This window comes from Streptomyces sp. CB02056 (assembly GCF_001905545.1).
Classification (GTDB): domain Bacteria; phylum Actinomycetota; class Actinomycetes; order Streptomycetales; family Streptomycetaceae; genus Kitasatospora.
The window spans coordinates 742211-766770 of the sequence record NZ_LIPD01000001.1 but is presented as its reverse complement, the minus strand read 5'-3'; the positions used below and the strand labels follow the sequence as shown (position 1 = coordinate 766770).

Annotated in this window: 22 protein-coding genes; 14 read left to right on the top strand and 8 right to left on the bottom strand. The window is 74.3% G+C overall.

Translation table 11 applies throughout. The features are described 5' to 3' along the window. Window positions 1-304: 304 nt before the first annotated feature. Window positions 305-691 carry an ATP-binding protein gene (locus AMK13_RS03395; protein ID WP_049658213.1) on the bottom strand — a complete coding sequence of 129 codons (387 nt, stop codon included), beginning with the start codon at window positions 689-691 and terminating at the stop codon, window positions 305-307. Window positions 692-1355: 664 nt separating this feature from the next. Between AMK13_RS03395 and AMK13_RS03390 the strand changes: the two genes are divergently transcribed. From AMK13_RS03390 to AMK13_RS03370, 5 genes are all read left to right on the top strand, one after another. Beyond that, the gene (locus AMK13_RS03390) at window positions 1356-2066 is read left to right on the top strand and encodes an urease subunit gamma (RefSeq protein ID WP_049658208.1); all 711 of its coding nucleotides are present in this window, start codon (window positions 1356-1358) and stop codon (window positions 2064-2066) included. After that, complete coding sequence (locus AMK13_RS03385; RefSeq protein WP_380718008.1) at window positions 2063-3784, top strand: urease subunit alpha; 1722 nt, start codon at window positions 2063-2065, stop codon at window positions 3782-3784. Before AMK13_RS03390 ends, AMK13_RS03385 begins: the two co-directional genes overlap by 4 nt. A gap of 17 nt (window positions 3785-3801) precedes the next feature. Continuing rightward, on the top strand, window positions 3802-4848 hold the full coding sequence (locus AMK13_RS03380) for an agmatine deiminase family protein (protein WP_074001019.1): 1047 nt from the start codon (window positions 3802-3804) through the stop codon (window positions 4846-4848). A 97-nt stretch (window positions 4849-4945) separates the two neighbouring features. Continuing rightward, window positions 4946-5545 (top strand): TetR/AcrR family transcriptional regulator, encoded by a 600-nt coding sequence (locus AMK13_RS03375; RefSeq protein WP_074001018.1) that lies wholly within the window; start codon window positions 4946-4948, stop codon window positions 5543-5545. Window positions 5546-5735: 190 nt separating this feature from the next. Continuing rightward, window positions 5736-7226: an alpha/beta hydrolase gene (locus tag AMK13_RS03370; protein WP_074001017.1), complete on the top strand. Its 1491-nt coding sequence runs from the start codon at window positions 5736-5738 to the stop codon at window positions 7224-7226. Between the two features lie 52 nt (window positions 7227-7278). Here the strand turns inward: AMK13_RS03370 and AMK13_RS03365 are convergent, their stop codons facing one another. Continuing rightward, window positions 7279-8874, bottom strand: a complete 1596-nt coding sequence (locus AMK13_RS03365; protein WP_074001016.1) for a protein phosphatase 2C domain-containing protein — start codon at window positions 8872-8874, stop codon at window positions 7279-7281. Between the two features lie 389 nt (window positions 8875-9263). Between AMK13_RS03365 and AMK13_RS03360 the strand changes: the two genes are divergently transcribed. The 4 genes from AMK13_RS03360 (at window position 9264) to pth (ending at window position 11969) form a co-directional block, all read left to right on the top strand. Next, window positions 9264-9731, top strand: a complete 468-nt coding sequence (locus AMK13_RS03360) for a hypothetical protein (RefSeq protein WP_074001015.1) — start codon at window positions 9264-9266, stop codon at window positions 9729-9731. A 101-nt stretch (window positions 9732-9832) separates the two neighbouring features. Then, window positions 9833-10498 carry a DUF3105 domain-containing protein gene (locus AMK13_RS03355; RefSeq protein WP_074001014.1) on the top strand — a complete coding sequence of 222 codons (666 nt, stop codon included), beginning with the start codon at window positions 9833-9835 and terminating at the stop codon, window positions 10496-10498. Next, window positions 10495-11199, top strand: coding sequence for a DUF305 domain-containing protein (locus AMK13_RS03350; RefSeq protein WP_241852728.1), 705 nt, complete (start codon window positions 10495-10497; stop codon window positions 11197-11199). The genes AMK13_RS03355 and AMK13_RS03350 overlap by 4 nt, the downstream gene beginning before the upstream one ends. Window positions 11200-11378: 179 nt before the next feature. After that, window positions 11379-11969: an aminoacyl-tRNA hydrolase gene (gene pth, locus AMK13_RS03345; protein WP_074001013.1), complete on the top strand. Its 591-nt coding sequence runs from the start codon at window positions 11379-11381 to the stop codon at window positions 11967-11969. Here the strand turns inward: pth and AMK13_RS03340 are convergent. Beyond that, the gene (locus tag AMK13_RS03340) at window positions 11966-13459 is read right to left on the bottom strand and encodes an MFS transporter (protein ID WP_074001012.1); all 1494 of its coding nucleotides are present in this window, start codon (window positions 13457-13459) and stop codon (window positions 11966-11968) included. The genes pth and AMK13_RS03340 overlap by 4 nt on opposite strands. Window positions 13460-13650: 191 nt before the next feature. Between AMK13_RS03340 and AMK13_RS03335 the strand changes: the two genes are divergently transcribed. Further along, window positions 13651-14169, top strand: coding sequence for a MarR family winged helix-turn-helix transcriptional regulator (locus tag AMK13_RS03335; protein WP_049656105.1), 519 nt, complete (start codon window positions 13651-13653; stop codon window positions 14167-14169). Window positions 14170-14273: 104 nt separating this feature from the next. Next, window positions 14274-14783, top strand: coding sequence for a GNAT family N-acetyltransferase (locus tag AMK13_RS03330; RefSeq protein WP_074001011.1), 510 nt, complete (start codon window positions 14274-14276; stop codon window positions 14781-14783). A gap of 43 nt (window positions 14784-14826) precedes the next feature. On the opposite strand, the gene AMK13_RS03325 is transcribed toward AMK13_RS03330, so the two are convergent. Together AMK13_RS03325 and AMK13_RS03320 are read right to left on the bottom strand one after the other, a co-directional pair. Beyond that, the gene (locus tag AMK13_RS03325) at window positions 14827-15336 is read right to left on the bottom strand and encodes a methylated-DNA--[protein]-cysteine S-methyltransferase (protein ID WP_049656108.1); all 510 of its coding nucleotides are present in this window, start codon (window positions 15334-15336) and stop codon (window positions 14827-14829) included. Then, complete coding sequence (locus AMK13_RS03320) at window positions 15333-17012, bottom strand: DNA-3-methyladenine glycosylase 2 family protein (protein ID WP_079271781.1); 1680 nt, start codon at window positions 17010-17012, stop codon at window positions 15333-15335. Before AMK13_RS03320 ends, AMK13_RS03325 begins: the two co-directional genes overlap by 4 nt. A 390-nt stretch (window positions 17013-17402) precedes the next feature. Between AMK13_RS03320 and AMK13_RS03315 the strand changes: the two genes are divergently transcribed. Continuing rightward, the gene (locus tag AMK13_RS03315; protein WP_074001010.1) at window positions 17403-17861 is read left to right on the top strand and encodes an ASCH domain-containing protein; all 459 of its coding nucleotides are present in this window, start codon (window positions 17403-17405) and stop codon (window positions 17859-17861) included. A gap of 59 nt (window positions 17862-17920) precedes the next feature. On the opposite strand, the gene rsgA is transcribed toward AMK13_RS03315, so the two are convergent. Together rsgA and AMK13_RS03305 are read right to left on the bottom strand one after the other, a co-directional pair. Beyond that, window positions 17921-19054: a ribosome small subunit-dependent GTPase A gene (gene rsgA, locus AMK13_RS03310; RefSeq protein WP_074001009.1), complete on the bottom strand. Its 1134-nt coding sequence runs from the start codon at window positions 19052-19054 to the stop codon at window positions 17921-17923. Between the two features lie 414 nt (window positions 19055-19468). Beyond that, on the bottom strand, window positions 19469-20611 hold the full coding sequence (locus AMK13_RS03305) for a cytochrome c oxidase assembly protein (protein ID WP_158077661.1): 1143 nt from the start codon (window positions 20609-20611) through the stop codon (window positions 19469-19471). Window positions 20612-20924: 313 nt separating this feature from the next. Between AMK13_RS03305 and AMK13_RS03300 the strand changes: the two genes are divergently transcribed. Continuing rightward, window positions 20925-22535: an FtsW/RodA/SpoVE family cell cycle protein gene (locus AMK13_RS03300; protein ID WP_079271822.1), complete on the top strand. Its 1611-nt coding sequence runs from the start codon at window positions 20925-20927 to the stop codon at window positions 22533-22535. A gap of 109 nt (window positions 22536-22644) precedes the next feature. Here AMK13_RS03300 and AMK13_RS03295 read toward each other — a convergent pair whose 3' ends face one another. Further along, complete coding sequence (locus tag AMK13_RS03295; RefSeq protein ID WP_241852727.1) at window positions 22645-24066, bottom strand: YihY/virulence factor BrkB family protein; 1422 nt, start codon at window positions 24064-24066, stop codon at window positions 22645-22647. Between the two features lie 213 nt (window positions 24067-24279). Between AMK13_RS03295 and AMK13_RS46265 the strand changes: the two genes are divergently transcribed. Further along, window positions 24280-24363 carry a putative leader peptide gene (locus AMK13_RS46265; RefSeq protein WP_310593185.1) on the top strand — a complete coding sequence of 28 codons (84 nt, stop codon included), beginning with the start codon at window positions 24280-24282 and terminating at the stop codon, window positions 24361-24363. The last annotated feature ends 197 nt before the right edge of the window (window positions 24364-24560 follow it).

Sequence of the window (24560 nt, the reverse complement as noted above, 5' to 3'; positions counted from 1 at the left end):
ACCGTCCGGACGGGCCGCGTGGCGTTGTGATGGGTCGTGCTGGATAGGACGGTGCGACGGACGGTCGCCAGTCGAGGTTCGGTCTCCCCGCTGCTTCCCGCACGTGGACACACATTCCCACCATCCTGGCCAATGTTCGGCCGAGCGGCAATGCCAACGGGCCGGAAATCTTCCGTTCCGCCTTCTGTTCTGGGCTTCCTTCGACAGCGAATCAATCGACGGCGAACAATCGTACGTCCTGCCGCCGACCCGGAACACACGGCCCGGAACGCACGGCCCGGAGCACGCCGCCCGGAGGCGGGACTCAGGGCATGGCGAGCTCGAACCAGGTGACCTTGCCGTCGCCGCGCAGCTGCACGCCCCAGGAGTCCGCGAGCGCCTCCACCAGCAGCAGGCCGCGCCCCGAGGTCGCGTACTCGCCCTCCGGATCGCGCCGCCGCCCGGGCAGTCTGCTGGTGCCGTCCTGCACCTCGATGCGCAGCCGGTGGTCCGAGCCGAGCTCCGCGTCGAACACCGCGCCCTTGCCCGTGTGCAGCAGCGCGTTGGTGACCAGCTCGGAGGAGAGCAGCTCGGCGGTGTCGGACAGCTCCGGCACCCCCCAGTGGCTCAGCGCCGAGCGCAACCGCCGCCGCACCGCGCCCACCCCGACGAGATCCGCCGGATCGAGCGTGAGGTGCAGTCTCCGGTGCACGGCACACCCCGGTGCCGGCGCACCCGGCAGGGTCGTCCCGGTGCCGGCGACCGGCGCCTGGACCGGCCCGGACCGGTAGGCGTCGCCGGAACTCGTCCGCTGCCGCGGGAATCGCGACTGACCGTCCATCAACACATGCCCCCGCCCTGAAATCCGGGCCCCCGCCTCCGGATCCCCCGCCGGCCGGGTGGCCCCCTCGTTCTGACCACTCATCCTCATGCCCAGTTGACGGCGTTTGCAACAGTGTGCGTCCGATCACGTGGGGTGAAAGGGGCACGGGGTGGTTCGCGTGATCCAACTGCCCGCGCCGGACAGGTTTGCGAAGCGCAGAGGCTGTTTTCGAAGAAGCCCCCACCCGATCCCGCGCACACCCGGCGCCCGTACCGACCGTGCGCCCGACCACGCGCCCCCCGCCCCGCTCCCGCCGCGCGCCGGGGTCCGGGCACCGGCCCACCCGGTCCTCTTCGCCCCCGCCCCCACTCCCGCCCGCTCACCCCCGTCCCCCGCCCGGCGGGCCGAACGCCCGCGGAACGGCAACGCTGGACAGGGCGGCCCGCTGCGGGTTCAATGACCCCGAGATGTTTGAACGCCGTTCTAACATCGACCCCGACAGCCCCGAGGCCCCGAGCAGACCCCCGTCCCCGGCGACCGCGAGCGAGGAACCGTGCGACTGACCCCCACCGAGCGGGACCGGCTGCTGATCTTCACGGCAGCCGAACTGGCCCGCGCCCGCCGCGCCCGGGGCGTGCGCCTCAACATCCCCGAGGCCACCGCCCTGATCGCGGACACCGTCTGCGAGGCCGCCCGCGACGGCCGCCGCCTCGCCGAGGCCATCGAGGCCGGCCGCTCCGTGCTCACCGCCGACGAGGTGCTGCCCGGCGTGCCGGACGTGGTCACCGTCGTCCAGGTCGAGGCGGTCTTCGAGGACGGCACCCGCCTCGCCGTCGTCACCGACCCGTTCAAGGGCGCCGGCTCGCTCGGCGACGACGCCCCCGGCGGCGCGCTGATCGGCGACGGCGCCGGCTACGACCCGGTCGAGGAGACGCTGCTGCTCCCCGTGCACAACACCTCCGGGGTGCCGATCTCGGTCACCTCGCACTTCCACTTCTTCGAGGCCAACCCCCGGCTGGCCTTCGACCGGGCCGCCGCCTACGGCACCCACCTGGCCGTGCCGGCCGGCTCCTCGGTGCGCTTCGACCCGGGCGCCACCGTCGAGGTCGGCCTGGTGCCGATCGGCGGAGAGCGGGTCGCGATCGGCTTCGCGGGGCTCGTGGACGGGCCGCTGGACGCGCCCGGCGCGAAGGAGGCCGCCCTGGCGAAGGCCCGCGCGACCGGCTACCTGACCGGCTTCGACGACGCGGAGGTGCCCTCGTGAGCGCGATCACCCCGCACGACTACATCGCCGTGCACGGCCCGCGCGCCGGGGACCGGGTCCGGCTCGGCGACAGCGGACTGATCGTCCGGGTCGAGTCCGACTCCCAGGCGCCCGGCGACGAGTTCCTGGCCGGCTTCGGCAAGACCGCCCGGGACGGCCTGCACCTCAAGCCCGCCGCCGTCCGCGACACCTGCGACGTGGTGATCAGCAACGTGCTGGTGATCGACGCGGTCCAGGGCGTCCGCAAGACCTCGATCGGCCTGATCGGCGGCCGGATCGCCTCGATCGGGCGGGCCGGCAACCCCGACACCCTCGACGGCGTCGACGTGGTCGTCGGCACCGGCACCACGATCGTCTCCGGCGAGGGCCTGATCGCCACCGCCGGCGCCGTCGACACCCACGTCCACCTGCTCTCGCCGCGGATCATGGAGGCCTCGCTGGCCTCCGGCGTCACCACCATCATCGGCCAGGAGTTCGGCCCGGTCTGGGGCGTCGGCGTCAACTCCCCCTGGGCGCTGCGGCACGCCTTCAACTCCTTCGACGCCTGGCCCGTCAACATCGGCTTCCTGGGCCGCGGTTCGTCCTCCGACGAGGCCCCGCTGATCGAGGCGCTGGCCGAGGGCGGCGCGTCCGGCTTCAAGGTGCACGAGGACATGGGCGCGCACACCCGCGCCCTGGACACCGCGCTTCGGGTCGCCGAGGAGTACGACGTCCAGGTCGCCCTGCACACCGACGGGTTGAACGAGTGCCTCTCGGTCGAGGACACCCTGAAGGTCCTCGACGGCCGGACCATCCACGCCTTCCACATCGAGGGCTGCGGCGGCGGACACGTCCCCAACGTGCTGAAGATGGCGGGCGTGCCGAACGTCATCGGCTCCTCCACCAACCCGACGCTGCCGTTCGGGCGGGACGCGCTCGGCGAGCACTACGACATGATCGTCTCCGCCCACGACCTCAAGCCCGACCTGCCCGGCGACGCCGCGATGGCCCGCGACCGCATCCGGGCCGGCACCATGGGCGCCGAGGACGTGCTGCACGACCTCGGAGTCATCGGCATCACCTCCTCCGACGCCCAGGGCATGGGCCGGGCCGGCGAGACCGTGCGCCGCACCTTCGCCATGGCCGGGAAGATGAAGGCCGAACGCGGCCCGCTCGACGGCGCCGGCTCGTACGGGACGACGGAGAGCGGCGACGACAACGAGCGCGTGCTGCGCTACATCGCCAAGCTCACCATCAACCCGGCCATCGCCCACGGCCTCTCCCACGAGGTCGGCTCCATCGAGATCGGCAAGCTCGCCGACATCGTGCTGTGGCGCCCCGACCACTTCGGCGCCAAGCCGCAGCTGGTCCTCAAGGCCGGCTTCCCCGCCTACGGCGTGGTCGGCGACCCCAACGCCTCCACCGACCGCTGCGAACCGCTCGTCCTGGGACCGCAGTTCGGCGCCCACGGCGCGACCGCCGCCGACATCTCGGTGGCCTTCGTCGCCCAGGCCGCCGCCGACGGCGCCTACCTCGACCAGGCCGCCGACGGGCTGCCCACCCGCCGCCGCCGGGTCGGCGTACGGAACACCCGCGGCATCGGACCGCGCGACATGGTGCGCAACGCCCGCATCGGCCACGTCGAGGTCACCGAGACCGGGCTGGTCTCCCTGGACGGCTCGCCGCTGCGCTCCGAACCCGCCGACAGCGTCTCCCTCAGCCGCCTCTACTTCCTCTGACCGCTTAGGACTTCACGATGACCACCGCCACGCCCGCCTCCCTCGGCTACCGGATGCCCGCCGAGTGGCACCCGCACGACCGCACCTGGATGGCCTTCCCCACCACCAACCCCACCTTCGACGGCCCCGAGCAGCTGCACGCCGCCCGCCAGGCCTGGGCCGCCGTCGCCGACACCATCGTCCGGTACGAGCCGGTGACGCTGATCGTCAACACCGGCGAGACCGAGCAGGCGCGCACGTACGTCTCCGAGAAGGTCGAGATCGTCGAGCGCCCGCTGAACGACGCGTGGATGCGCGACATCGGCCCCTCCTTCCTGATCGACGGCAAGGGCTCGCTGGCCGCCACCGACTGGATCTTCAACGGCTGGGGCGCCCAGTCCTGGGCCCGCTGGGACAAGGACCAACACATCGCCGAGCACATCAGCGAACTGACGGACGTCCAGCGCTTCGCCTCCCGGCTGATCAACGAGGGCGGCGGCATCCACGTCGACGGCGAGGGCACGGTCCTCGTCACCGAGACCGTCCAGCTCGGCGAGGGCCGCAACGCGACCTGGACCAAGGAGGAGGTCGAGGCCGAGCTGCACGCCTTCCTCGGCACCACCAAGGCGATCTGGCTGCCGCGCGGACTCACCCGCGACTACGACGAGTTCGGCACCCGCGGGCACATCGACATCGTCGCCTCCTTCGTGCGCCCCGGCGTCGTGGTCGCCCACGTCCAGCCCGACCCCTCGCACCCGGACCACGAGGTCTGCCGCGAACTGGTCGCCGTGCTGCGCGCCTCCACCGACGCCCAGGGCCGGCCGCTGGAGGTCCTCGAACTGCCCGCCCCCACCGTCCTGCTGGACGAGGACGGCGAGCCGGTCGACTACTCCTACATCAACCACTACGTGGCCAACGGCGCCGTCGTCCTGTGCGCCTTCGACGACCCGCGCGACCAGGAGGCCGCCGCGATCCTCGCCGAGGCCTACCCGGGCCGCACCGTCGAACTCGTCGACGCCCGCGAGATCTTCGCCAACGGCGGCGGCATCCACTGCATCACCCAGCAGCAGCCGAAGGCGCTCTGACGCCCCGCCCGGGTGGGGGCCGTACGCCCCCGCCCGGGCCGCCTTCCCGCGTTCCGCGCCGCCTTCCCGCGTTCCGGCCCACCGAGGAGAACCCCACATGGCCGACCCCCGCCCGCGCCGGCCGGCCCGCCCCCGCGAGGAGGTCTTCGCCACCGCCCGGGCCGCGATCGCCGAACACGGGCTCGCCAAGCTCACCATGGCCGGGCTCGGCAAACAGCTCCAGATGAGCGCCGGACACCTGCTCTACTACTTCGGCAGCAAGGACCAGCTGCTGCTGGAGACCCTCCGCTGGAGCGAGGACCAGCTCGGCGCCCGCCGCCGCGAGGCCCTCGCCGACCACACCCTCGACCCCTGGCAGCGCCTCGACGCCTACCTGCGCCTCTACCTGCCGGAGGGCGCGGGCGACCCGCGCTGGATCCTCTGGGTCGAGGTGTGGGGCCGCTCCCCCGCGAGCGCCGAGATCCGCCAGGGCCAGCAGGAGATCGAGGCCCCCTGGCAGGCCGACCTGGTCGCCCTCGTCGAGGAGGGCACCGCCACCGGCCGCTTCACCCCCGGCCCCGCCGCCGACCGCGCGGCCCAGATCCGCGCCCTGCTCGACGGCCTCGCCGTCCCCGTCGCCATCGGCCTCCCCGACGCCCACCGCGACACCGCCCTCACCCAGGCCACCGCCGTCACCGGCATCCTCCTGCGCACCTGAGCGGCCCCGCGGCCTGACCGGCTCCGGTTCCGACCCCGGCCCCGGCCCCGGCCCCGGATCCGGCTTCGGCTTCGGCTTCGGCTTCGGCTTCGGCTCAACCACCGGGTGGAGAACGGCGGGTGGAGAACCGGCCGCCGACCTCCACCCCCGCTCCGAAGCCGGGGCCGCCGAGCCGACCTACCGTCAGAGCATGACCGCGATCCTGCGCCGCACGGCCGCGACCGGTGGCCTGCTGCTCTCCCTCCTGCTCCTGCCCGCGGCCGTCGCCCCGCCGACGGCCGACGCCGACGCCGCGCCCACCGCCCTCCGTTGGGGGCCCTGCCCGGCCCCGACCCCCAACGCCAACGGCACGCCCTTCCCCCGCGACCCGCGCCAGCGGTGCACGACGCTGCGCGTCCCCCGCGACTACCGCCACCCCGGCGCCGGGACCCTCACGCTCACCGTCTCCCGGATCCGCACCGCCGACCCGGCCCACCGCCGCGGCGACCTCGTGGTGGTCCCCGGCGGACCGGGCGGCTCCGGCCTCGACTACCCCGGGGAGGCCACCGCCTTCCTGCCGCCCGACGTCCTGCGCTCCTACGACCTGATCGGCTTCGACGAGCGCGGCGTCGGGAACAGCACCCCCGTGCACTGCGATCTGCCCGCCGAGGAGCGCGCCGCCGAACTCAACTACCCCTTCCCCGCCCCCGACGGCTCGATCACCGCCAACCTCGACCTGGCCCGGCGGATCGCCGACGCCTGCGCCGCCGCGAGCGGCCCGTACCTCGCCGACATCACCACCGCCGACTCCGCCCGGGACCTCGACCGGATCCGGGCCGCCCTCGGCGTCCACCGGATCTCCTACCTGGGCTCCTCCTACGCCACCTACCTCGGCCAGGTCTACGCGAGCCTCTTCCCCACCCGCGCCGAGCACCTGGTGCTGGACAGCACGGTCGCCCCCGGCGGGGAGCAGCAGGCGATCGGCCTGTTCAGCGAGGGCACCGAGGAGGCCTTCCCGGCCCTCGCCCGGTACCTCGCCGCCCGCGACGACACCCTCCACCTGGGCGCCACCCCCGAAGCCGTACGGGCCGCCTACCTGCGGCTCGCCGAGGAGCTCGACCGCGCGCCGTTCGGCCTGCCCGACGGCCGGACCCTCACCGGCAACACCCTTCGGGCCGTCGTCTACGCCTCGCTCACCAAACCTCGCTACTACCCGCTGGCCGCCACGGTGCTGCGGATGGCCGCCACCCGCACCGCCCCGCCGCCGGGAGGCTCCCCCGGCAGCGGCCTCCCGTCGGTCATCCCGGACAACTTCGTCGCCGCCCAGTCCGCGGTGATCTGCGGCGACTCCGCCTGGCCCCGCGACCCCGCCGTCTACGCCGCCCGCACCGCGGCCGACCGGCAGCGCTACCCGCTCACCGCCGGCATGTCCGGCAACGTCTGGCCCTGCGCGTTCTGGCACTACCGCCCCGAGGAACCGCCGGTGCGCCCGAACCCGGACGGGCCGCGGAACATCCTGATGCTCCAGAACCGCTACGACGCCTCGACGCCGTACTCCGGGGCCCGTCAGGCCCGGTCGGCCTTCGGCCACCGGGCGGCGATGGTCACGGTGGACGCCACCGGGCACGGCGTCGACTTCACCGACCCCCGGATCCGCGACCCGCTCACCGCCTTCCTCCTCGACGGCCGGCTGCCGGCCTGACCGGCCCGGGACCGCACCCCGCCGCTCCGCATCCCGCCGCCGCCCTCCCCGGTCACTCGGTCCAGACGGCGGCGGCGGTGCGGTCGTCGGCGTAGCCCTTGGCGCGGACCTGGACCTGGCGGAGGAAGTCGACGGTGCCCGGGGGGTGGGGGTGGGTCCAGTGGGTGGAGAGGAAGTGGGCGACGGCCGGCTCGTCGGCGATGGGGCGGGCGAGACCGGGGGTGCAGAGCAGGAGGATGTCGCCCGGCGTCACGGGGACGAGCCGGAAGCGGAACGGGCGCGGACCGGGCACCGGGGCCTCGGGGACCGGCGGCTGGCCGTCCGGGTGGTGCAGCAGGCGGGCCGCGTAGGCGTCGATCCAGTGGCCGGAGCGCAGCAGGTAGAGCCCGCCCGGGCCGACGCCGAAGGCCGCCCGGTAGCCGGCCTCCGGGTCCAGCGACACCAGCAGGCAGTGCAGCAGCGCCGGGGACGGCGCGTCCTCCTCCTCCCGGGGCACCAGGGCGCGCAGCGGGGCGGCGGCACCGGTGGCCAAGCGCTGGAGGCCGTAGCGGAGCCGGTCGCGGGCGCCGGCGCGCAGGTCGGCGGCCAGGCCGGCCCGGCTGCGCCCGATCGCGGCCGCGAGCTGGTGGCACGCCTCCCCGGTGGCGGCCGCGACCGCCTCGGCGGTGAGCGCCTCCTCCTCGGGGCCGCCCGTACGGTCGAAGCCGCCGAGGACGGCGAGCAGCAGGCCGTCGGGGCCCTCGCCGAACCGGGTGACCAGCAGGGCGTCGCGGCGCGGCTCGCCCCGGTAGCGCGCGGAGTCACCCCGGACGGAGGCGGCGCGCAGCACGGACGGCCCGTACTGGGCGCCGTCCAGCACGGTGTCCGGTACGAGCGCGCGCAGTGCGCCCGGGTCCGCCTCGGGTACGGCCGTCGGCTCGGGTCCGTAGGTCGGCGGGCGCTCGCCGACGTGCGGGACGGCGGCGCCGCCGTCGGCGAGCGGTGCGCGGATGGCCAGGCGGGGATCGGGGACGGGCGCGGGGGCTTCCGGCTCCTCCGCCGTCTCCGGCTCGGCCGGCGCCTCGGCAGCGGGCTCCGGCTCCGGCTCCGGCTTGGGCTCCGGTTCGGGGGCGGGCGGCGGGGTGGGCTTCTCCAGCGAGACCGGGTCCGGGACCGGTACGGTCTCCGGCTCAGGTACCGGCTCGGGCTCGGGTACCGGCTCCGGCTGTACCTCCGGCTCCGGCGCGGGCTCCGGCGCGTCCTCGGCGAAGGCGGGGGCCGGGACGTGGTGGGTCTCGGAGGAGGTCCGCTGTCGCCCGATCCCCTCCGCCCCGCCGATCACGCCGACCGCGGTGTCGAACCAGTCGTCGATGCTGTCCCGGTTGTCCGCGCCCTCCGACCCGTCAGGCTCCGCGGGAGCCCCGGCCCCGACCTCCGGCACAGCCGCCGCAGCCGCCACCTCCGGCTCCGGCTCCGGCCGCACCTCCGGCTCCGCCGACCGCTGCTGCCCGATGAGCCCGACCGCCGTGTCGAACCAGTCGTCCACGCTGCCGTCCCCCGGGTCGGCGTGCGGGGTGTCCGGGAGGGTGCCCGCCGGACCGTCGTAGACGGCGTCCCACCAGCCGTCGTCCGGCCGGTGCGGCTGTGCCGGTGCACCCTGCTTGCTCATCTGGCGGCTCCTGGTCGTTCCGTGGTCGCGCCGCCCCCGGGCGGGCCGGGCTGACGACATTGTTCTCCACCCGCGAGGACCCTGTCCGGGTTTCGGCGACAACCGGTCACCCACCGGAAAGTCCCGGCCACCGCGCTCACCTGCCGGTTCGCGAGCCCGGTCCCGGGCGCGTCATCCGTTCGTCCGCTTCCGTTCCGTCCGTGCTTGCCGGATGTGTCCGGAGCAGGGTGTTTCCTGGTCATCCGGGCGTACGGGCCGCCGAAAATGGGGGCCGGTGGGGGGCATCGCATCACTCGTTCGGCTGATTAAATGTGCGCATGACCGCGTCGGCCCCCAGTTCGCCCCGACCGGGGAGGGCCGCATCCGCGGGCCGCCCGGCAGGTGGGCTGTTGGTCCTGCTGCTCGTCGCGCTGCTGACGCTGCTGCCGTGCGCGGGCCAGGCGAAGGCGGTGGACGGCTCCGGCCATCCGACGGCGGCCGCGGCCCCGGCCGGCTCCGTCACCGTGGTCAGCGTGGTCAGCGTCCAGGTCGCCACCGGGCACGCCTCCTACACCGGCCGTGCCGCGAAGGTCGCCAAGTCCGCGAACCCCTCGGACCACCACCGGACGGCCGAGGAGCAGGGGCACTGGATCCTCTGCACCGCCGACGGCCAGCCGCCGCGCAACAACGGCTGCTCCAGCCACCCGTACTGCCCGCAGGACGCCCAGCTGCCGAACCCGCCGCCGCAGCCGCAGCCCGCCGTGTCACCGCTGACCCCGACCGCGCCCGACGCGCAGCCCCGGGTGGTGCCCGCCGGCCTGCTGGACGGCGCGCACCCGGTTCCCGACCTGCACGAACTCCAGGTCCACCGGTCCTGAGCGGAACCCACCGCCGGCGCAGCCGCCGACGGATCCGTCCCTCCTCTCACTCCACCTGACCGCCGCCACCGACCGGTGCGGCGGGGACAAGGACGACCACCATGGGTTCCTCCTCCAAGCAGTCCAACAAGCCCGGCGGCAAGCAGGACGGCCTCGACCGCCGTGCCCGGATCGCCGAGCTGCGCGCCGCCGAGCAGCGCCGCGACCGCCGCAACAAGATCGTCGCCTCGGTGGTGGCCGGTGTGCTGGTGGTCGGTGCGATCGCCACCGGCACCTGGATCGTCATGGACCAGAACCAGAAGAAGAAGGACAAGCAGGCCGCCGCCAACGCGGACATCCCGGGCGTGAAGACCTTCGGCGAGCTGAGCCGCACCCACGTCAAGGACAAGGTCACCTACCCGATGACCCCGCCGGTCGGCGGCGACCACAACGCCATCTGGGCGGACTGCATGGCCCACGTCTACGACCAGCCGCTCGAGAACGAGCGCGCCGTCCACTCGCTGGAGCACGGCGCGGTCTGGGTGACGTACAACAGCAAGGCCACCCCGGACGACATCAAGACCCTCTCCGACAAGGTCAAGAAGACCCCGTACTCGATGATGAGCCCGTACCCGGACGAGCAGGGCACCATCACCCTGAACGCCTGGAGCACCCAGCTGACCGTGGACAGCGCCAGCGACCCGCGGGTGGAGGAGTTCTTCACCAAGTACGTCCAGGGCAAGCAGACCCAGGAGCCGGGCGCCTCCTGCACCATGGGGCAGATGTGACCGCCGACGCGGACCGCCCGGACGACCTGGACGGTACGGAGGAGGGCGCGGCCCCGCGCCGCCGCCGCCTGTGGTGGCCGGCCGCGCTGGCCGCCGCCGTGGCGCTGGCGCTCGGGGTGCCGGCCCTGGTGGCGAGCGGGACCTCGGCGTCCGGCTCCTCCACGCTGTCCGTCCCGGCCGACGACTCCCCCGAGGCCGGGTTCGCCCGCGACATGGCGACCCACCACCAGCAGGCGGTGGACCTGTCGTTCGTCGTCCGGGACCGCACCGCCGACGAGCCGACCCGCACCCTGGCCTTCGACATCATCAACACCCAGGCCAACCAGCGCGGGATGATGATGGGCTGGCTGGACCAGTGGGGGCTGTCCCAGCACTCGACCGCCACGCCGATGGCGTGGATGAAGATGGGCCACGAGTACCAGGCCCACGACGGTTCGCTGATGCCCGGCATGGCCACCAACACCCAGATCGCGAAGCTGCGCACGCTCAGCGGGCGGGACGCCGAGGTGTTCTACCTCCAGCTGATGATCGAGCACCACAAGGGTGGCGTCGAGATGGCCCAGGGCTACGTCGACAAGGCCCGGAACGACACCGAGAAGCGGCTGGCGCAGTCGATGGTGGTCGCCCAGACCTCCGAGCTCCAGCTGATGACCGACATGCTCAAGGAGCGCGGCGCCGAACCCGGCGTGCCCGCCTCCTGAGCGGTCGCCCCGCTCGGCCTGTCCGGTCTCTTCCAGCTGTTCCACCTGTTCCGCGCGTTCCGCGCGTTCCCCGGACGGCCGGGGCGCCGGCGGGGACGGTCCCGTACCGTCCCGGCCGCGCCCCGGCCGTCCGCCGTTCTTCCCCGCCCCCTTCAGAACCCCCTTCGGAGCACCCCCGCATGACCCCCGACGCCCCCTGGCTGATCGCCGGACTCGGCAACCCCGGCCCCTGGTTCCGGCTCACCCGCCACAACGCGGGCTTCCTCGCCGTGGACCGGCTCGCCGAACAGCACGGCGCCCGCTTCCGCCGGAGCGGGCTCGCCGGCCTGACCGCCGAGATCGGCATCGACGGCCACCGGGTGCTGCTGGCCAAGCCGCTGTGGTGGTCCATCAACCTGTCCGGACGCCCGGTGGCCGCGCTGCTGCGCCGCCACGGCGTCTCGGTCGAACGGCTGGTGGTCGTACAGGACGACCTGGACTTTCCCTTCGGCTCCGCCCGGCTCAAGCGCGGCGGCGGCCCCGGCGGCCACAACGGCGTGCGCTCGGTGGGCGAGGTGCTCGGCACCCGGGACTTCGTCCGGCTGCGCTTCGGCATCGGCCGCCCCCCGAAGGGCCAGAGCGTCGGGGACTTCGTGCTGAAGAAGTTCTCGGAGGAGGAACTGGCCGCCATGCCAGATGAGTTGGACCGCTGCGCGGACGCCCTGGAGACCCTGGTCCGGCGCGGCCTCAACCGCGCCCAGGACACCCTGAACGCCCGTACGGACGCCTAGGGTCCGGCCCTTCGGGTGCGGACGGGCCGGGTGAGCAGTGCGGCGGCGGCCGCGACGGCGGCGAGGGCGAGCAGCACCGTCCGCCCACCGGACGCGGCGCCCGCCAGGTGGACACCGAGGACGGACAACGCCATGCCGAGCGCCGTACCGAGGCTGCGGGCCATGTTCACCATGCCGCCGCCGACCGCCGAGCACTGGGCCGGGATCGCCCGCATCACCAGGGCGTTGTTGGCGGGCAGCAGCAGGCCCAGCCCGTAACCGGCGACCAGCAGCGGGAACGCCACCGCGTCCGAGGCCGGCAGCACGGCGAACAGCAGCAGCCCGACGGCCGTGAGCAGCGCGCCGAAGCGGCACCTGGTCACGTCCGACCAGCCCCGGGGCAGCCACCCGCCGCCGACGGTCGCGGCGAAGGCGAACGCGGCGGGCAGCAGGGTGACCACCAGGCCCGCGTGGGCCGTCGACACGCCCGCGCCGGTGAGCAGCACCGGGCCCAGCACCAGCGGGCAGAACAGCAGCAGGTAGCCGATCAGCGCCACCACCAGGCCGGAGCGCACGCCCGGGGTGTTGACCAGCCCGGGCGCCAGGATCGGCCGGGCGGCCCGCCGCTCCTGGCGCACCAGCGCCAGGGCCAGGACGGCGGAGGCGAGCAGCAGGGCGGCCACCGCCCAGCCGGGCAGGGGCAGTCCGGAGGCGGTGGACAGGGCGAGCAGCAGCGTGGTGGTCGCCCCGGTGAGCAGCAGCAGGCCGGGCAGGTCGAAGCGGGCGGCCTCGCGGGGGGCTGTCCGGTGGGTGCCGGTCCGACCCTCGCGGGGGCCCGGTACGGCGGCCGGGGCATCGGTCGGGGCATCGGTCGGGGCGCCAGCCGTCCGGGTGCGGGGCAGCAGGTACCAGCCGGCCAGGATGCCGAACACCGCGATCGGCACGTTGACCCAGAAAACCCAGCGCCACGAGGCGTGTTCGACCAGCATCCCGCCGAGGATGGGCCCGAGCGCCAGGCCGAGGCCCTGGGCGGAGGCCTGGATGCCGAGCGCGCGCCGCATCGCGTGCCCGGGGACGCCGCGCGCGACCAGGGCGACGCTGTTGGCCTGCATCATCGCGGCGCCGACCGCCTGGACGGCGCGGAGGCCGACCAGGACCCAGAGGCCGCCGGCGAATCCGGCGCCCAGCGAGGAGAGGCCGAAGACCGCGAAGCCGCCGATGTACATCGTCTTGCGGCCGACCAGGTCGGAGAGCCAGCCGATCGGGGCCAGCAGGGCGACCAGGACCAGCAGGTAGGCCAGGGCGACCCACTCGACGGCGGCGAAGCCCGCGCCGAAGTGGCGGCCGAGGGCGGGGAAGACCAGGGCGATGACGCTGGCGTCGAGCTGGCCGAGGAAGGCTCCGAGACAGACCGTGCCGACGGCGAGCCAGTGGGCGTGGCGCCAGCCGGCTATGCCACGCGGCCGGGGCCGCTCGGTGAGCAGCCTCGTGGCAAGGGCAGTGGCATTCATGACACGAATATATCGGATACAGATATGTTCTTTCTACGAGCAGCTCGCTCTGCGACAGGAGGCGTCCCACGGTACGGACGGTGCCGGAGGGACCCCCGCCGCGAGGCCCGCAACAGAGCCGCAACACCGTGCGGCCCCGAGGCCCGAACCGGCCGCCGAACCGCCCCGTACCAGGCGATACGCTGTCCGCCATGCCGTCGTCACCACACGTTCCCGACCCCGCCACCGGAAGTCCCGACCCGGCGGTCGAGCACGCCCGGCGGCTGACCGACACCGTCACCCGGCTGCGCCGCGCGCTGCGCAGCAGCATCCGCACCGACTACCCGTGGGAGTCCCTGCCGATGGCGCAGGTCGAACTCCTCCAGACGCTGGCCGCCGCACCGCTGCGGGTCGGCGAACTGGCCGCGCGGCAGCGGCTCGCGCCCAACACCGTCAGCGGACTGGTCGGCAAACTGCTCGACGCTGGCTTCGTCGACCGCCAGGCCGACCCCGGCGACCGCCGCACCGCCCGGATCGCCCTCACCCCGGCCGGGCGCCGACAGCTGGACGACTGGCAGCACGCCCACGAACGCCGGATCGCCGCCGCGCTCGGCACCCTCGACCCGGCCGACCGCACGGCGGTCGTCGACGCGCTGCCCGCGCTGGAACAGCTCGCCCGCGCCCTCGCCCAGCCGGGCACCGGGCCCGAGCAGGGGCCCGCCGCCGGCTAGGAAGCCACCGACGGGAAACCGGCCTGCGGGAAACCGCCCTGCGGGAAGCCGGCCGGCCGGAAATCACTGGTCGCCGGGGCCCGTCCGGCGCTACCGTCCCCGGCATGACCACCGCGGACGTACGCATCGAGCCCTGGACGGACGACGACCTCGCACTGCTGCGCCGGGTCAACACACCGGAGATGAAGAAGCACGTCGGCGGGCCGGAGAGCGAGGAGCGGCTGCTCGTACGGCACCGGCGCTATCTGGACTTCGTCCCGTCCGGACTCGGCTGCATGCACCGGATCACGCTGCTGCCCGAGGGCGAGGCGGTCGGGACGGTCGGCTACGGCACCCGGACGTGGGAGGGTCGGACCGTCCATGAGATGGGGTGGAACGTGCTGCCCGGCTTCCAGGGCCGGGGCATCGCGGTTGCCGCCACCCGCGCGGCGGTCGCGGCCGCCCGCCGCGAGGCCGCGCACCCCCACCTGCACGCCTTCCCCTCGGTGGACAACCCCGCCTCCAACGCGGTCTGCGCGAAGGCGGGGTTCACACTGCTCGGCGAGACGGACTTCGAGTTCCCGCCCGGGCGGTTCATGCGGAGCAACAACTGGCGGGTGGACCTTCGGAGTTGAGCCCTCGGGGTCTACTGGGGCAGGGGCCCTGGGGCGTCGGCGGTCAGAACAGGGTGCCGCCCTCCAGATCCAGCAGCCAGCGCTTGCGGTCCACGCCGGCGGCGAAGCCGGTGAGCGCGCCACCGGCGCCGAGCACCCGGTGGCAGGGCCTGACGATCAGCAGCGGGTTGGCGCCCACCGCGCCGCCGACCGCGCGGACCATGCGCGGCTCCTGCCCGGCCAGCTCGGCGAGTTCGCCGTAGGTGACGGTGGTGCCGTACGGGATCTCGTCCAGCGCGGCCCAGATCCTGCGGCGGAACTCGGTGCCCTCGGGCGCGAGCGGGAGGTCGAAGCCGGTGCGCTTGCCGGCGAAGTAGTCGGTCAGCTGGGCGACCGGCTCGGCGAGCGCCTCGGGGTCGCGCACCCAGTCGTCGGCGGGCTCGGCCAGCGCGTACTTCTGGCCGGGCACGGTGACGGTGGCCAGCGCGGCCGGTCCGCCGTCCTCCGGCAGCACCCCGCTGAGCAGCAGCCGGCCGAAGGGGCTCTCCATGGTGGTGTAGACGGTGGTGCTCATGCTCGTCCGATCTCCGTTCCGGTGCTGGTGCTACTGGTGTCGCTGGTACTGATGCTGGTGCTCATGTCGGTGTCGGTCCCGGTGTCGGTCCCGGTGCCTGCGGGGCCGGTGTCTGCGGTCCCGGTGTCTGCGGGGCCGGTGGTCGCGGGGCCGGCCCACAGCCGGTGGACGGCGTAGGAGCGCCACGGGGCCCAGGACTCGGCGGCGCGGGCGGCGGACTTCGGATCCCCGGCGGCGCCGAGGCGGAGCAGGCCGTGCTTGACGCCCACGTCGCTCGGGAGGAAGACATCGGGGTCGGCCAGGGCCCGCATCCGCAGGTAGCCGACCGTCCAGGGGCCGATGCCGGGCAGGTCCAGCAGGCCGGCCGCGGCCTCCTCGCGGTCGACCCCGCTGTCGAGCCGGACCGTGCCCTCGGACAGCGCGCCGCACAGGCCGATGAGCGCGCGACGGCGGGCGGCGGGCATCGCGAAGTCCTCCGGATCGGCGGCGGCCAGGGCCGCCGCGGTCGGGAAGAGCAGGCGCAGGCCACCACTGGGCTCGGGCAGCGCGGTGCCGTACTTCTCGGCGAGCCGTCCCGCCAGGGTACGGGCGGCGACGACGGTGATCTGCTGGCCGAGAACGGCGCGGACGGCGAGCTCGTGCGGATCCACGTGACCGGGCGAGCGCAGCCCGGGGCGCTCGCGGACCAGCGGGCCGAGCAACGGGTCGGCGCCGAGCTGCTCGTCGACCGCGAGCGGGTCGGCGTCCAGGTCGAAGAGGATGCGCAGGCGCTGGACGGCGGTCGGCAGGTCGCGCAGGTCGGCGAGCAGCAGGCGGCAGTCCAGCCAGCCCCGGGTGGGCGGCTCGCCCGGCGCCAGGCCCTCGACCTCGGCGATGCCGTGGCCGTACGGGAGCGCGAGGGTGCGACGGTACACGCGCACGCCGGGGCGCGCGCCGGGGACGACCTCCTCCACGCCGGGGACGGCGCGCAGGGCGAGGAAGTCGATCAGGTGCTCGCTGTCCAGCGCACCGCGGTAGGCCAGGCGCAGGGTGAGACCGCCGGCCGGAGTCGCGATGCGGCGACCGGCGGCGACCTCGGCGCGCAGGCCGCTGGGAGTGCGGTCGTAGACCTCGCGCACGGTGTCGTTGAACTGGCGGACGGAGGCGAAGCCGGCCGCGAACGCGATGTCGGTGACGGGCAGTTCGGTGGTCTGGAGGAGCAGGCGGGCGGTCTGCGCGCGACGGGCGCGGGCAAGCGCGATCGGGCCGGCGCCCAGCTCGGCGGTCAGCTGGCGCTGCAGTTGGCGGGAGCTGTAGCCGAGGCGGTCGGCCAGGCCGGCGACGCCCTCGCGGTCCACCACGCCGTCGCCGATCAGGCGCATCGCCCGGCCGACCAGGTCGGCGCGCTGGTTCCACTCGGGCGAGCCCGGCACGGAGTCGGGGCGGCAGCGGCGGCAGGCGCGGAAGCCGGCCCCCTGGGCGGCCGCGGCGCTGGGGTAGAAGACGCAGTTGACCCGCTTGGGGGTCACGGCGGGGCAGCTCGGACGGCAGTAGATGCCGGTGGAGGTGACCGCCGTGAAGAAGACCCCGTCGAAGCGGGAGTCGCGGCTGTCCACGGCTCGGTACCGGATGTCGTCGTCGATCACGTTGTCCAGTTTGCGGCACTGGGCGGGGGGTGACTGGCGGAAATCGGACATCACCGTTGATCGTCGCCGATCCCTGCTTCGGGGGCCCTCCCCCTCCCCCCGCCCCCACCCTCCCCCCATGGCCCATCGGCCCATGGCGCCTTGGCCCGGAGGCCTGCCGGCCTGCCCATTCGCCGGCCCGCGCCCGAGACCACCCGCACGGCACGGCACCCCTGCAAGCCCCGGGCCTGGGCACCTGGCACCTGACACCTGGGCTCCGGGCGCCAGGCACCGGGCACCTGTCACCTGGGCTCCGGGCGCCAGCGGCCGGGCACCGGGAGCCTGGGCTCCTAGGCTCCTAGGCTCCTGGCCCCCGGGCTCCAGCGGCCGGGCACCGGGCGCCGAGAGCCCCGGGCCCGAAATTCGCGGGCCCGCCAGCCGTCCCGCCGTTACCCTCGCGGCATGAGCGAGCAGCACTCCTACACCGGTCCGGACGACCCGCGCGTCGTCGCCCTGCCTCCGGCCGAGTTCGCGTTCCCCGGCCCGCTGCGGGACCAGCTGGTCGCGGCGATCCTCGACGGCGCCAAGACCAGCACCACCGGCCTGGTCGCCGACTACGACCACGAGGGCGAGCCCCTGCCGCTGCCCGGTGAGCTCTCCGCGGTCCTCGACTCGGACGGCCGCAGGGTCGCCGTGATCGAGACCACGGACGTCCGGGTGGTCCCGCTCGCGGAGGTCGACCTCCAGCACGCCCTGGACGAGGGCGAGGGGTGCACCAGCGTGGCCGAGTGGCGTGCGGTGCACGAGCGGTTCTGGCGCAGTCCGGAGATGCTCGACGCCCTCGACGACCCGGGTTTCACCGTGGACGACAGCACTCCGGTGGTCCTGCAGAGCTTCCGCCTGGCGGCCGACCTCCACTGAACCGGGTGGGCCCGGCGGAGGCCGGCGGCCGTGGCGCGACGGCCAGCCGGTGCCGGGGTTCAGCGCTTCACCGGACCTCCCGCGGCTCGCATCGACTTGTTGATCGTCTTCCACTTCTTCAGCCGCGCCTTGGCCACCCGGGCGTCCGACCGCGAGGCGATCCACTCGTTCTCACGCTGGAGCTTGAGGTAGCTGTCCATCCGGCGCTGCGGCAGGGTGCCGTCGGCCAGCGCCGCCCGCACCGCGCAGCCGGGCTCGGTGTGGTGGCCGCAGTCGTGGAAGCGGCAGTCCTCGGCCAGCTCGGCTATGTCGGCGAAGGCCAGGTCCACGCCCTCACCACCGTAGAGGCCGACTTCGCGCAGCCCGGGGGTGTCGATCAGCACGCCCCCGCCGGGCAGCGGGATCAGCTCGCGGGTGGTCGTGGTGTGGCGGCCCTTCTGGTCGACCTCGCGGGCCTCCTGGACGGTCATCACCACGGAGCCGGCCAGGGCGTTGGTGAGCGTGGACTTGCCGACACCGGACTGGCCGATCACCGCGGTGGTGCCGGGGGTGCAGGCGCGGAGCACGTCCATGCCCTCGCCGGTCTCGGCGCTCACCACGACCACCGTGACCCCGGGGGCGACCGCCTCGACGTCGGCCCGGATGAAGTCGGCGTCGTCGACGAGGTCGGCCTTGGTGAGGACGACCAGCGGATCGGCGCCGGACTCCCAGGCCAGGGCGAGGAAGCGCTCGATCCGGCCGAGGTCGGGATCGGTCGCGAGGGAGGAGGCGATCAGCACGGTGTCGACGTTGGCGGCCAGCACCTGGCCGTCGGAGCGCTTGCCGGCCACCTTGCGGATGATCGCGGTGGAGCGCGGCAGCAGCGCGGCGACGGAGGCCATCGGCTGGGCGTACAGGTCGACCGCCGCCCAGTCGCCCGTGCAGGGGCAGTTGATCATGTCGGCGTCGCCCACCGGCCGGGTGTCGAACCGGACGGTGCGCGGCTCGCCCGTCTCCGGGTCGGCGATGACGGCATCGCACTGGCCGCGGTCGACCCGGACGATCCGCGCCGGGAGCAGCCCGGCCTCGCCGAACGGGGTGAACAGCTCCGCGAGCTCGGCCGTCCAGCCGTAGCCGGTCAGCCCGGAGGCGTCAGCGGAGGTCGAGGAAGAGGAGGAAGAAGAGAACGACGGAACGGAGGCAGCGTTGAACAACGCAGTGGCCCTTCGGGAGGAGATGTCCCGGCGGGCTACGGCTGGCGCGAAGGGCTCAGCCGGCGGCCGGGAAAAGGAGGTGAACGCGAGTGCTGCCCTGGGCAGCTATCGGGGCGACAACGACCACGGGGTTCACCTCCTGCTCTCTACTCCTCGGGCGGCCCAATGGCCCCCGAACCGGATGTGTCACACGCTAGCGGAGCGGGGGATCCCGGCCAACCTATTTTTGACCTGCGGAAATGCGGGAAAGAGGCCGTCGGGAAGGCCTCGAAGGGCCACAATTGGCCCGCCGCAAACAGCCGCTCGGCCACCCCTGCCAGACCCGGCCACCCGGCTGCCCGGCCACCCCGCCAAACCCGGCCACCCCCGCCAGGCCCGGCCACCCCGCCACCAGACACCCGCCCCCGCCGCGCCCTACCCCCCGTACCGGTGCTTGAGGTTCGGGTCGTCCAGCCACCACGGCCGCATCCCGGTCTCCTCTTCCTCCGGCTGCCCCGTCTCCCGCGCCCGCTCGGCCGCCGCCGCGAAGCGGGCGTCCAGCTCGGCGTCCACCGCCTCGGTCTCCTCCCGCCCCTGCACCACCATCCGCCGCACCAGCGCGGCCAGGAACGGCAGCCCGACCAGGTCCCCCAGCACCCAGAACGCGTTGCCGCCCCAGGTCTGGTCCTGCGCCGGGCTCGGCCCCCACGGCCGCCCGAGCGCCAGGTAGTAGTGCTCGGCGACCAGGTGCCCGCCGTAGATCAGCACGATCCCGAGCCCCGCGTCGAAGATCACCTCGGCGAAGGTGATGAACAGCCCGACCAGGTGCGGGTACTCGTGCCCGACCGGGTCGAGCTGCAGGCGCGGCCAGAAGTACGCGAGGCCGAGCAGCACCAGCGCCAGGTGCAGCACCACGTTCCCGAGCCCGCTGGACACCGACCACTCGTACCAGGGCGTGAAGTAGAGCAGCCACGGCGGCGCCATCAGCAGCGCGGTGGAGACCGCCGGGAACATCAGCACCTTGGACGGCCGGCTGCGCAGCGCCCGCAGGACGCGCTCCCGCCGGGCCGCCGGCGCCGCCTCGACCAGCAGCGAGACCGGCGCGCCGAGCGCCAGCAGCAGCGGGACGACCATCAGCAGCAGCACGACCTGCACGGCCCGGTCGGTGAAGAGGATCCGGTCGTACACGCCGAGGCCGGAGCAGGTGCACCAGATCCACAGCAGCAGCCCGCCGAGGAACGCGACGGTACGGGTGGGCTGCCAGCGCCCGCCGGCGGACCCGGCCCCGCCCCCGACCCCGACCCCGGAACCAGCCCCACCCCCGCTCCCGGCCCCGCCGGCCCGGTTGACGCGGCGCACCGCCGCCAGGTACCAGGCGCCGAGCAGCACCGACAGCGCGAGCACCAGCGGCTCGGCCGTCCAGGAGGTCGCCAGGTCGGACCACTGCCACGGCGGCGGGCCACTGTAGGCGAGCACCGAGGCGGGGCCGCCCACCGGACCGCCCGCCGGGCCGCCCATCAGGCCACCCGCCGGAGCACCCATCGCGCCGTCCAGCACCGCGCCCATCCGCCCGCTCACCTCGCTCGTCCCGGTGGTCCCCGCCTGTCGCGAATCCCATCGGTCTGGAACCCATCGGCCGGGAACCCGCCGATCGGGAACCCCGACACCGGAGCACCCCGGCGCCCGGCCATGATGTCCCTCGGCCGCGCCCCCGCCGCACCCGGGGCCCGCCTCTATACCCGGGCCTGAACAAAGCTTTACCAAGCCCCAACAAAGCTTTGCCCAGGCAAAGTTCTGCCCTCCTTCCCCTCTTTTCCGCAACCGCGGGCGAAGACACAAACGTCTGGCAGGATGCCCCGTCGGCGAGACCCGCCACGTGGCCGACAAGGGGATGACAAGGGTGCGAACCACTGCACGCGGCGACGGCCGCCGGCTGGCGGCGCGCCACCGCAACATCGAACTGGGCCTCCTGGCCCTCGCGGTGGCCGTCTGTCTGGCGGGACACATCGACGCCGACCTGGCGCTCACCGGCAGGATGCCGCCCGGGCTGCTGGTGCACGGCCTGTCGCTGGGCGCGCTGGCCGGGGCGGCCCACCTGGCGGTGCGCCGGTTCGCGCCGTACGCCGATCCGCTGATCCTGCCGCTGGGCGTCTTCCTGACCGGCTTCGGGCTGGTGCTGCTGGACCGGCTGGACTTCAGCTACAAGGCCGCGCACGCCGCCAAGGGCGACTACCAGAAGCTCCCGGCGGCGCCCTCCCAGCTGATGTGGGTGTTCATCTCGGTGGCGGCGGCGCTCGCGCTGATCGTCTTCGTCAAGCACCACCGTTTCTTCCAGCGCTACGTCTACCTGCTGATGGCGGGTGCGCTGATCCTGCTGGCCGCGCCGGTGCTCTCCCCGGGCGACAGCTTCGGCGCCAAGCGCTGGATCCGGCTGTTCGGGCTCTCCTTCGAGCCGGACGAGTTCGTGAAGGTCGCGATCACGATCTTCTTCGCGGGGTACCTGATGGCCTCCCGGGACGCGCTGGCGCTGGCTGGGCGGAAGGTCTGGGGGCTGACCCTGCCGCGCGGCCGGCACGCCGGCCCGGTGCTGGCGATCTGGGTGGTCAGCCTGCTGGTGCTGATCTTCGAGCGCGACCTGGGCACCTCGCTGATCTTCTTCGGCGTCTTCATCGTCATGCTGTACGTGGCGACCGAGCGCACCAGCTGGGTGGTGCTCGGCCTGCTGATGGCGGTCGGCGGCGCGGCGGTGGTCGGGACGGTGGAGCCCCATGTGCACGGCCGCGTCGAGGCCTGGCTGCACCCGCTCGACTACTACAAGCCGGTGCACGACATGGCGATCTCCGAGCAGCCCGCCGAGGCGCTGTTCAGCCTGGGCACCGGGGGCATGACCGGGACCGGCCTGGGCTCGGGACGGCCCTGGCTGATCGGCTTCGCCGGGCGCAGCGACTTCATCTTCACCACCATCGGCGAGGAGCTGGGCCTGGCCGGGGTGACGGCGATCCTGCTGGTCTACGTGCTGCTGGTCCAGCGCGGCCTGCGCACCGCGATCGGCCTGACCGACCCGTTCGGCAAGCTGCTGGCCACCGGTCTGTCGGCGGCGCTGGCGCTCCAGGTGTTCGTGGTGGTCGGCGGGGTGAGCGGGCTGGTCCCGCTGACCGGCAAGGCGTTGCCGTTCCTGGCCGCCGGCGGCTCGTCGCTGCTGGCGAACTGGCTGATGGTGGCGCTGCTGATCAAGCTGAGCGACTCCTCCGGGCGCACCGCCCTGGACCCGGCCCAGCCCTCCCCCGAGCCGCTCCCGGCCCAGGCCCGCCCGGCCGAGCCGTCCACGCCCGGCCCGTACGGCCCCACCGACCCCGACGCCCCGCACGACCCGTCAGCCCAGCGCCCGACGGACCCGACCCCGGCGGGACCGCTCTCCTCCACCCCCGGCGCCGCCGACCCCTCCGCCCCGACCGAGCTGCGCCCCGCGTACGGCCACCCGCCGCACCCGTCCGCCCCCTGACCCACCGACCGGCCCACGACGCACCCGCGGCGCACCCCACGCCCTGACGCACCGGGGCCTCCCCCGCACCCGCGGGAGAGGCCCTGCCGTCACCGTCCGTCCGCCCCGCCTACCGCTGTTCCCACGGCGGCCGGGGCGGCCTCGGCGGGTACCCCGGCACCTGCTGCCCGGGCGGCACCGGCCCCAGCCCCGGCCCGGACGGCGCCCCCGGCCCCGAACCCGGCCCAGGCCCAGGCCCAGGTCCAGGCCCAGGCCCAGCGCCCGGCCCCGGCTGCCCCGCCCCCGCCCCGCCCGCCTGCGGCGGCCCGGCCGGCCGGTCGCTGTCCGGCGGCGGCGGCCCGGGCCGGTGGTGCGGCCCGCCGCGGGCGGTGAGCCGGCCGCGCACGTTGTCGGCGGCCAGCACGTCGGCCCACCGCTCCGGGTACTCGGAGGGCACGTCCTCGCCCTCGTCCTCGCCCCACTCCTCCTCGACGCCCTCGGCGAGCCCGAGTTCGCGGGCGCGCCGGGCCCGTTCGGCGGCCCGCCGGGCGGCGACCTCGCGGACCACGGCGGCGGCGGCCTCCTCGTGGGCGCGCTCGTTCTCGGCGCGCGCGTCGGCGGTCTCCAGGGTGGGCCAGCGGCGGTCTATCGCGGCGTTCATCGCGGCGCCGATGAGCACCGCGAGCGCCACCACGAAGATCCACAGCAGGACGGCCACCGGCGCCGCCAGCGAGCCGTACACCGAGGGGCCCTCGACCGAGCTGACCAGGTAGACCCGCAGGCCGACGCTGCAGAAGACCAGCACCACCAGGGCGACCAGGGCGCCGGGGATGTCCTCGCGCCACGGGGTCGAGACCGGGACGGCCAGGTGGTAGAGGGTGGTCAGCGAGACGGTCAGCAGCACGATGGCGACCGGCCAGTAGAGCGCGCCGACCAGCCCGGACACCCCCGGTACGGCGTTCTCCAGCAGTCCCGGACCGACCATCAGCAGCGGCAGCACCAGCGAGCCGATCACCAGGGCGCCGAAGTAGAGGCTGAGCGACATCAGCCGGGTCTTGACGATGCCCCGCTTGCCGTCGAGCCCGTACATGACGGTGATGGTGTCGATGAAGATGTAGAGGGCCCTGGAGCCGGACCACAGGGACAGCAGGAAGCCGATCGAGACGAGGTCGGGCCGGGTGCGGTCGAACACCCCGTCCAGCAGCGGGACCACGACCTCGTTGACGGAGGAGTCCGACAGCACCGTCCCGGAGGCCGAGAGGATGCTCTTCTTGAGCCCGGCGATGGTGCCCGCGCCGACGAACTCGTCGAGGTAGCCGAGGGTGCCGGCCAGCCCGAGCAGCAGCGGCGGGATCGACAGCAGGGTGAAGAAGGCCGCCTCCGCGGCGAGCCCGGTGACCCGGTACTCGACGCAGGTGTTGGTGGTGTCCCTGATCAGTTCCCACGCCGTGCGGCGCCAGGTGGCCTGTTTGGCCGCGCGCCGGGAGCCCTTGCCCCGCCGCCGGGAGGGCCGCTCGGCGTTCGCTCTGCTCGTATCGCCTGCTGCTTGCACAGGGCCAACCGTATCGGGCCGGGGCCCGGCGGTTGATCTCCCCGGGGGTACGGGCGCGTGGCCGGGCGGGGTGGGGGCGCGTCGCCGGACGCGTCGCCGGACGTCCGGGCGGGGAGCGGCGGGAACATCCGGATGTCCCACATGACGAAACCTCAGAGTCCAGTATCTGGATGTTAGTGGACCGCGAGTCCCGCGCCGTGCGAATCTCTTGCCATGCCTAGCGCCGGAACCACCCTAGTAGGTCGACTCCACGTCGATCTCCTTCGCGTGTCCAGCGCCATCTGTCCGGTGACCTGAGCCCCCCGTCTCCGCCGCACCACCGCACCCGGCGCCGACCTTCCCGCCATCCCCGCCGCAGCGGATGCGCAGGCGCCCGCCCGGTCCCGGCCACCGCCCTCAAGACCTTGAAATCCGCAGGTCAGAGCGGTACCGCACGGCCGGACACGCCCCGCGACCCATTCGGCAGCAGCGCCATCCGCCCAGAAGGACTTCAC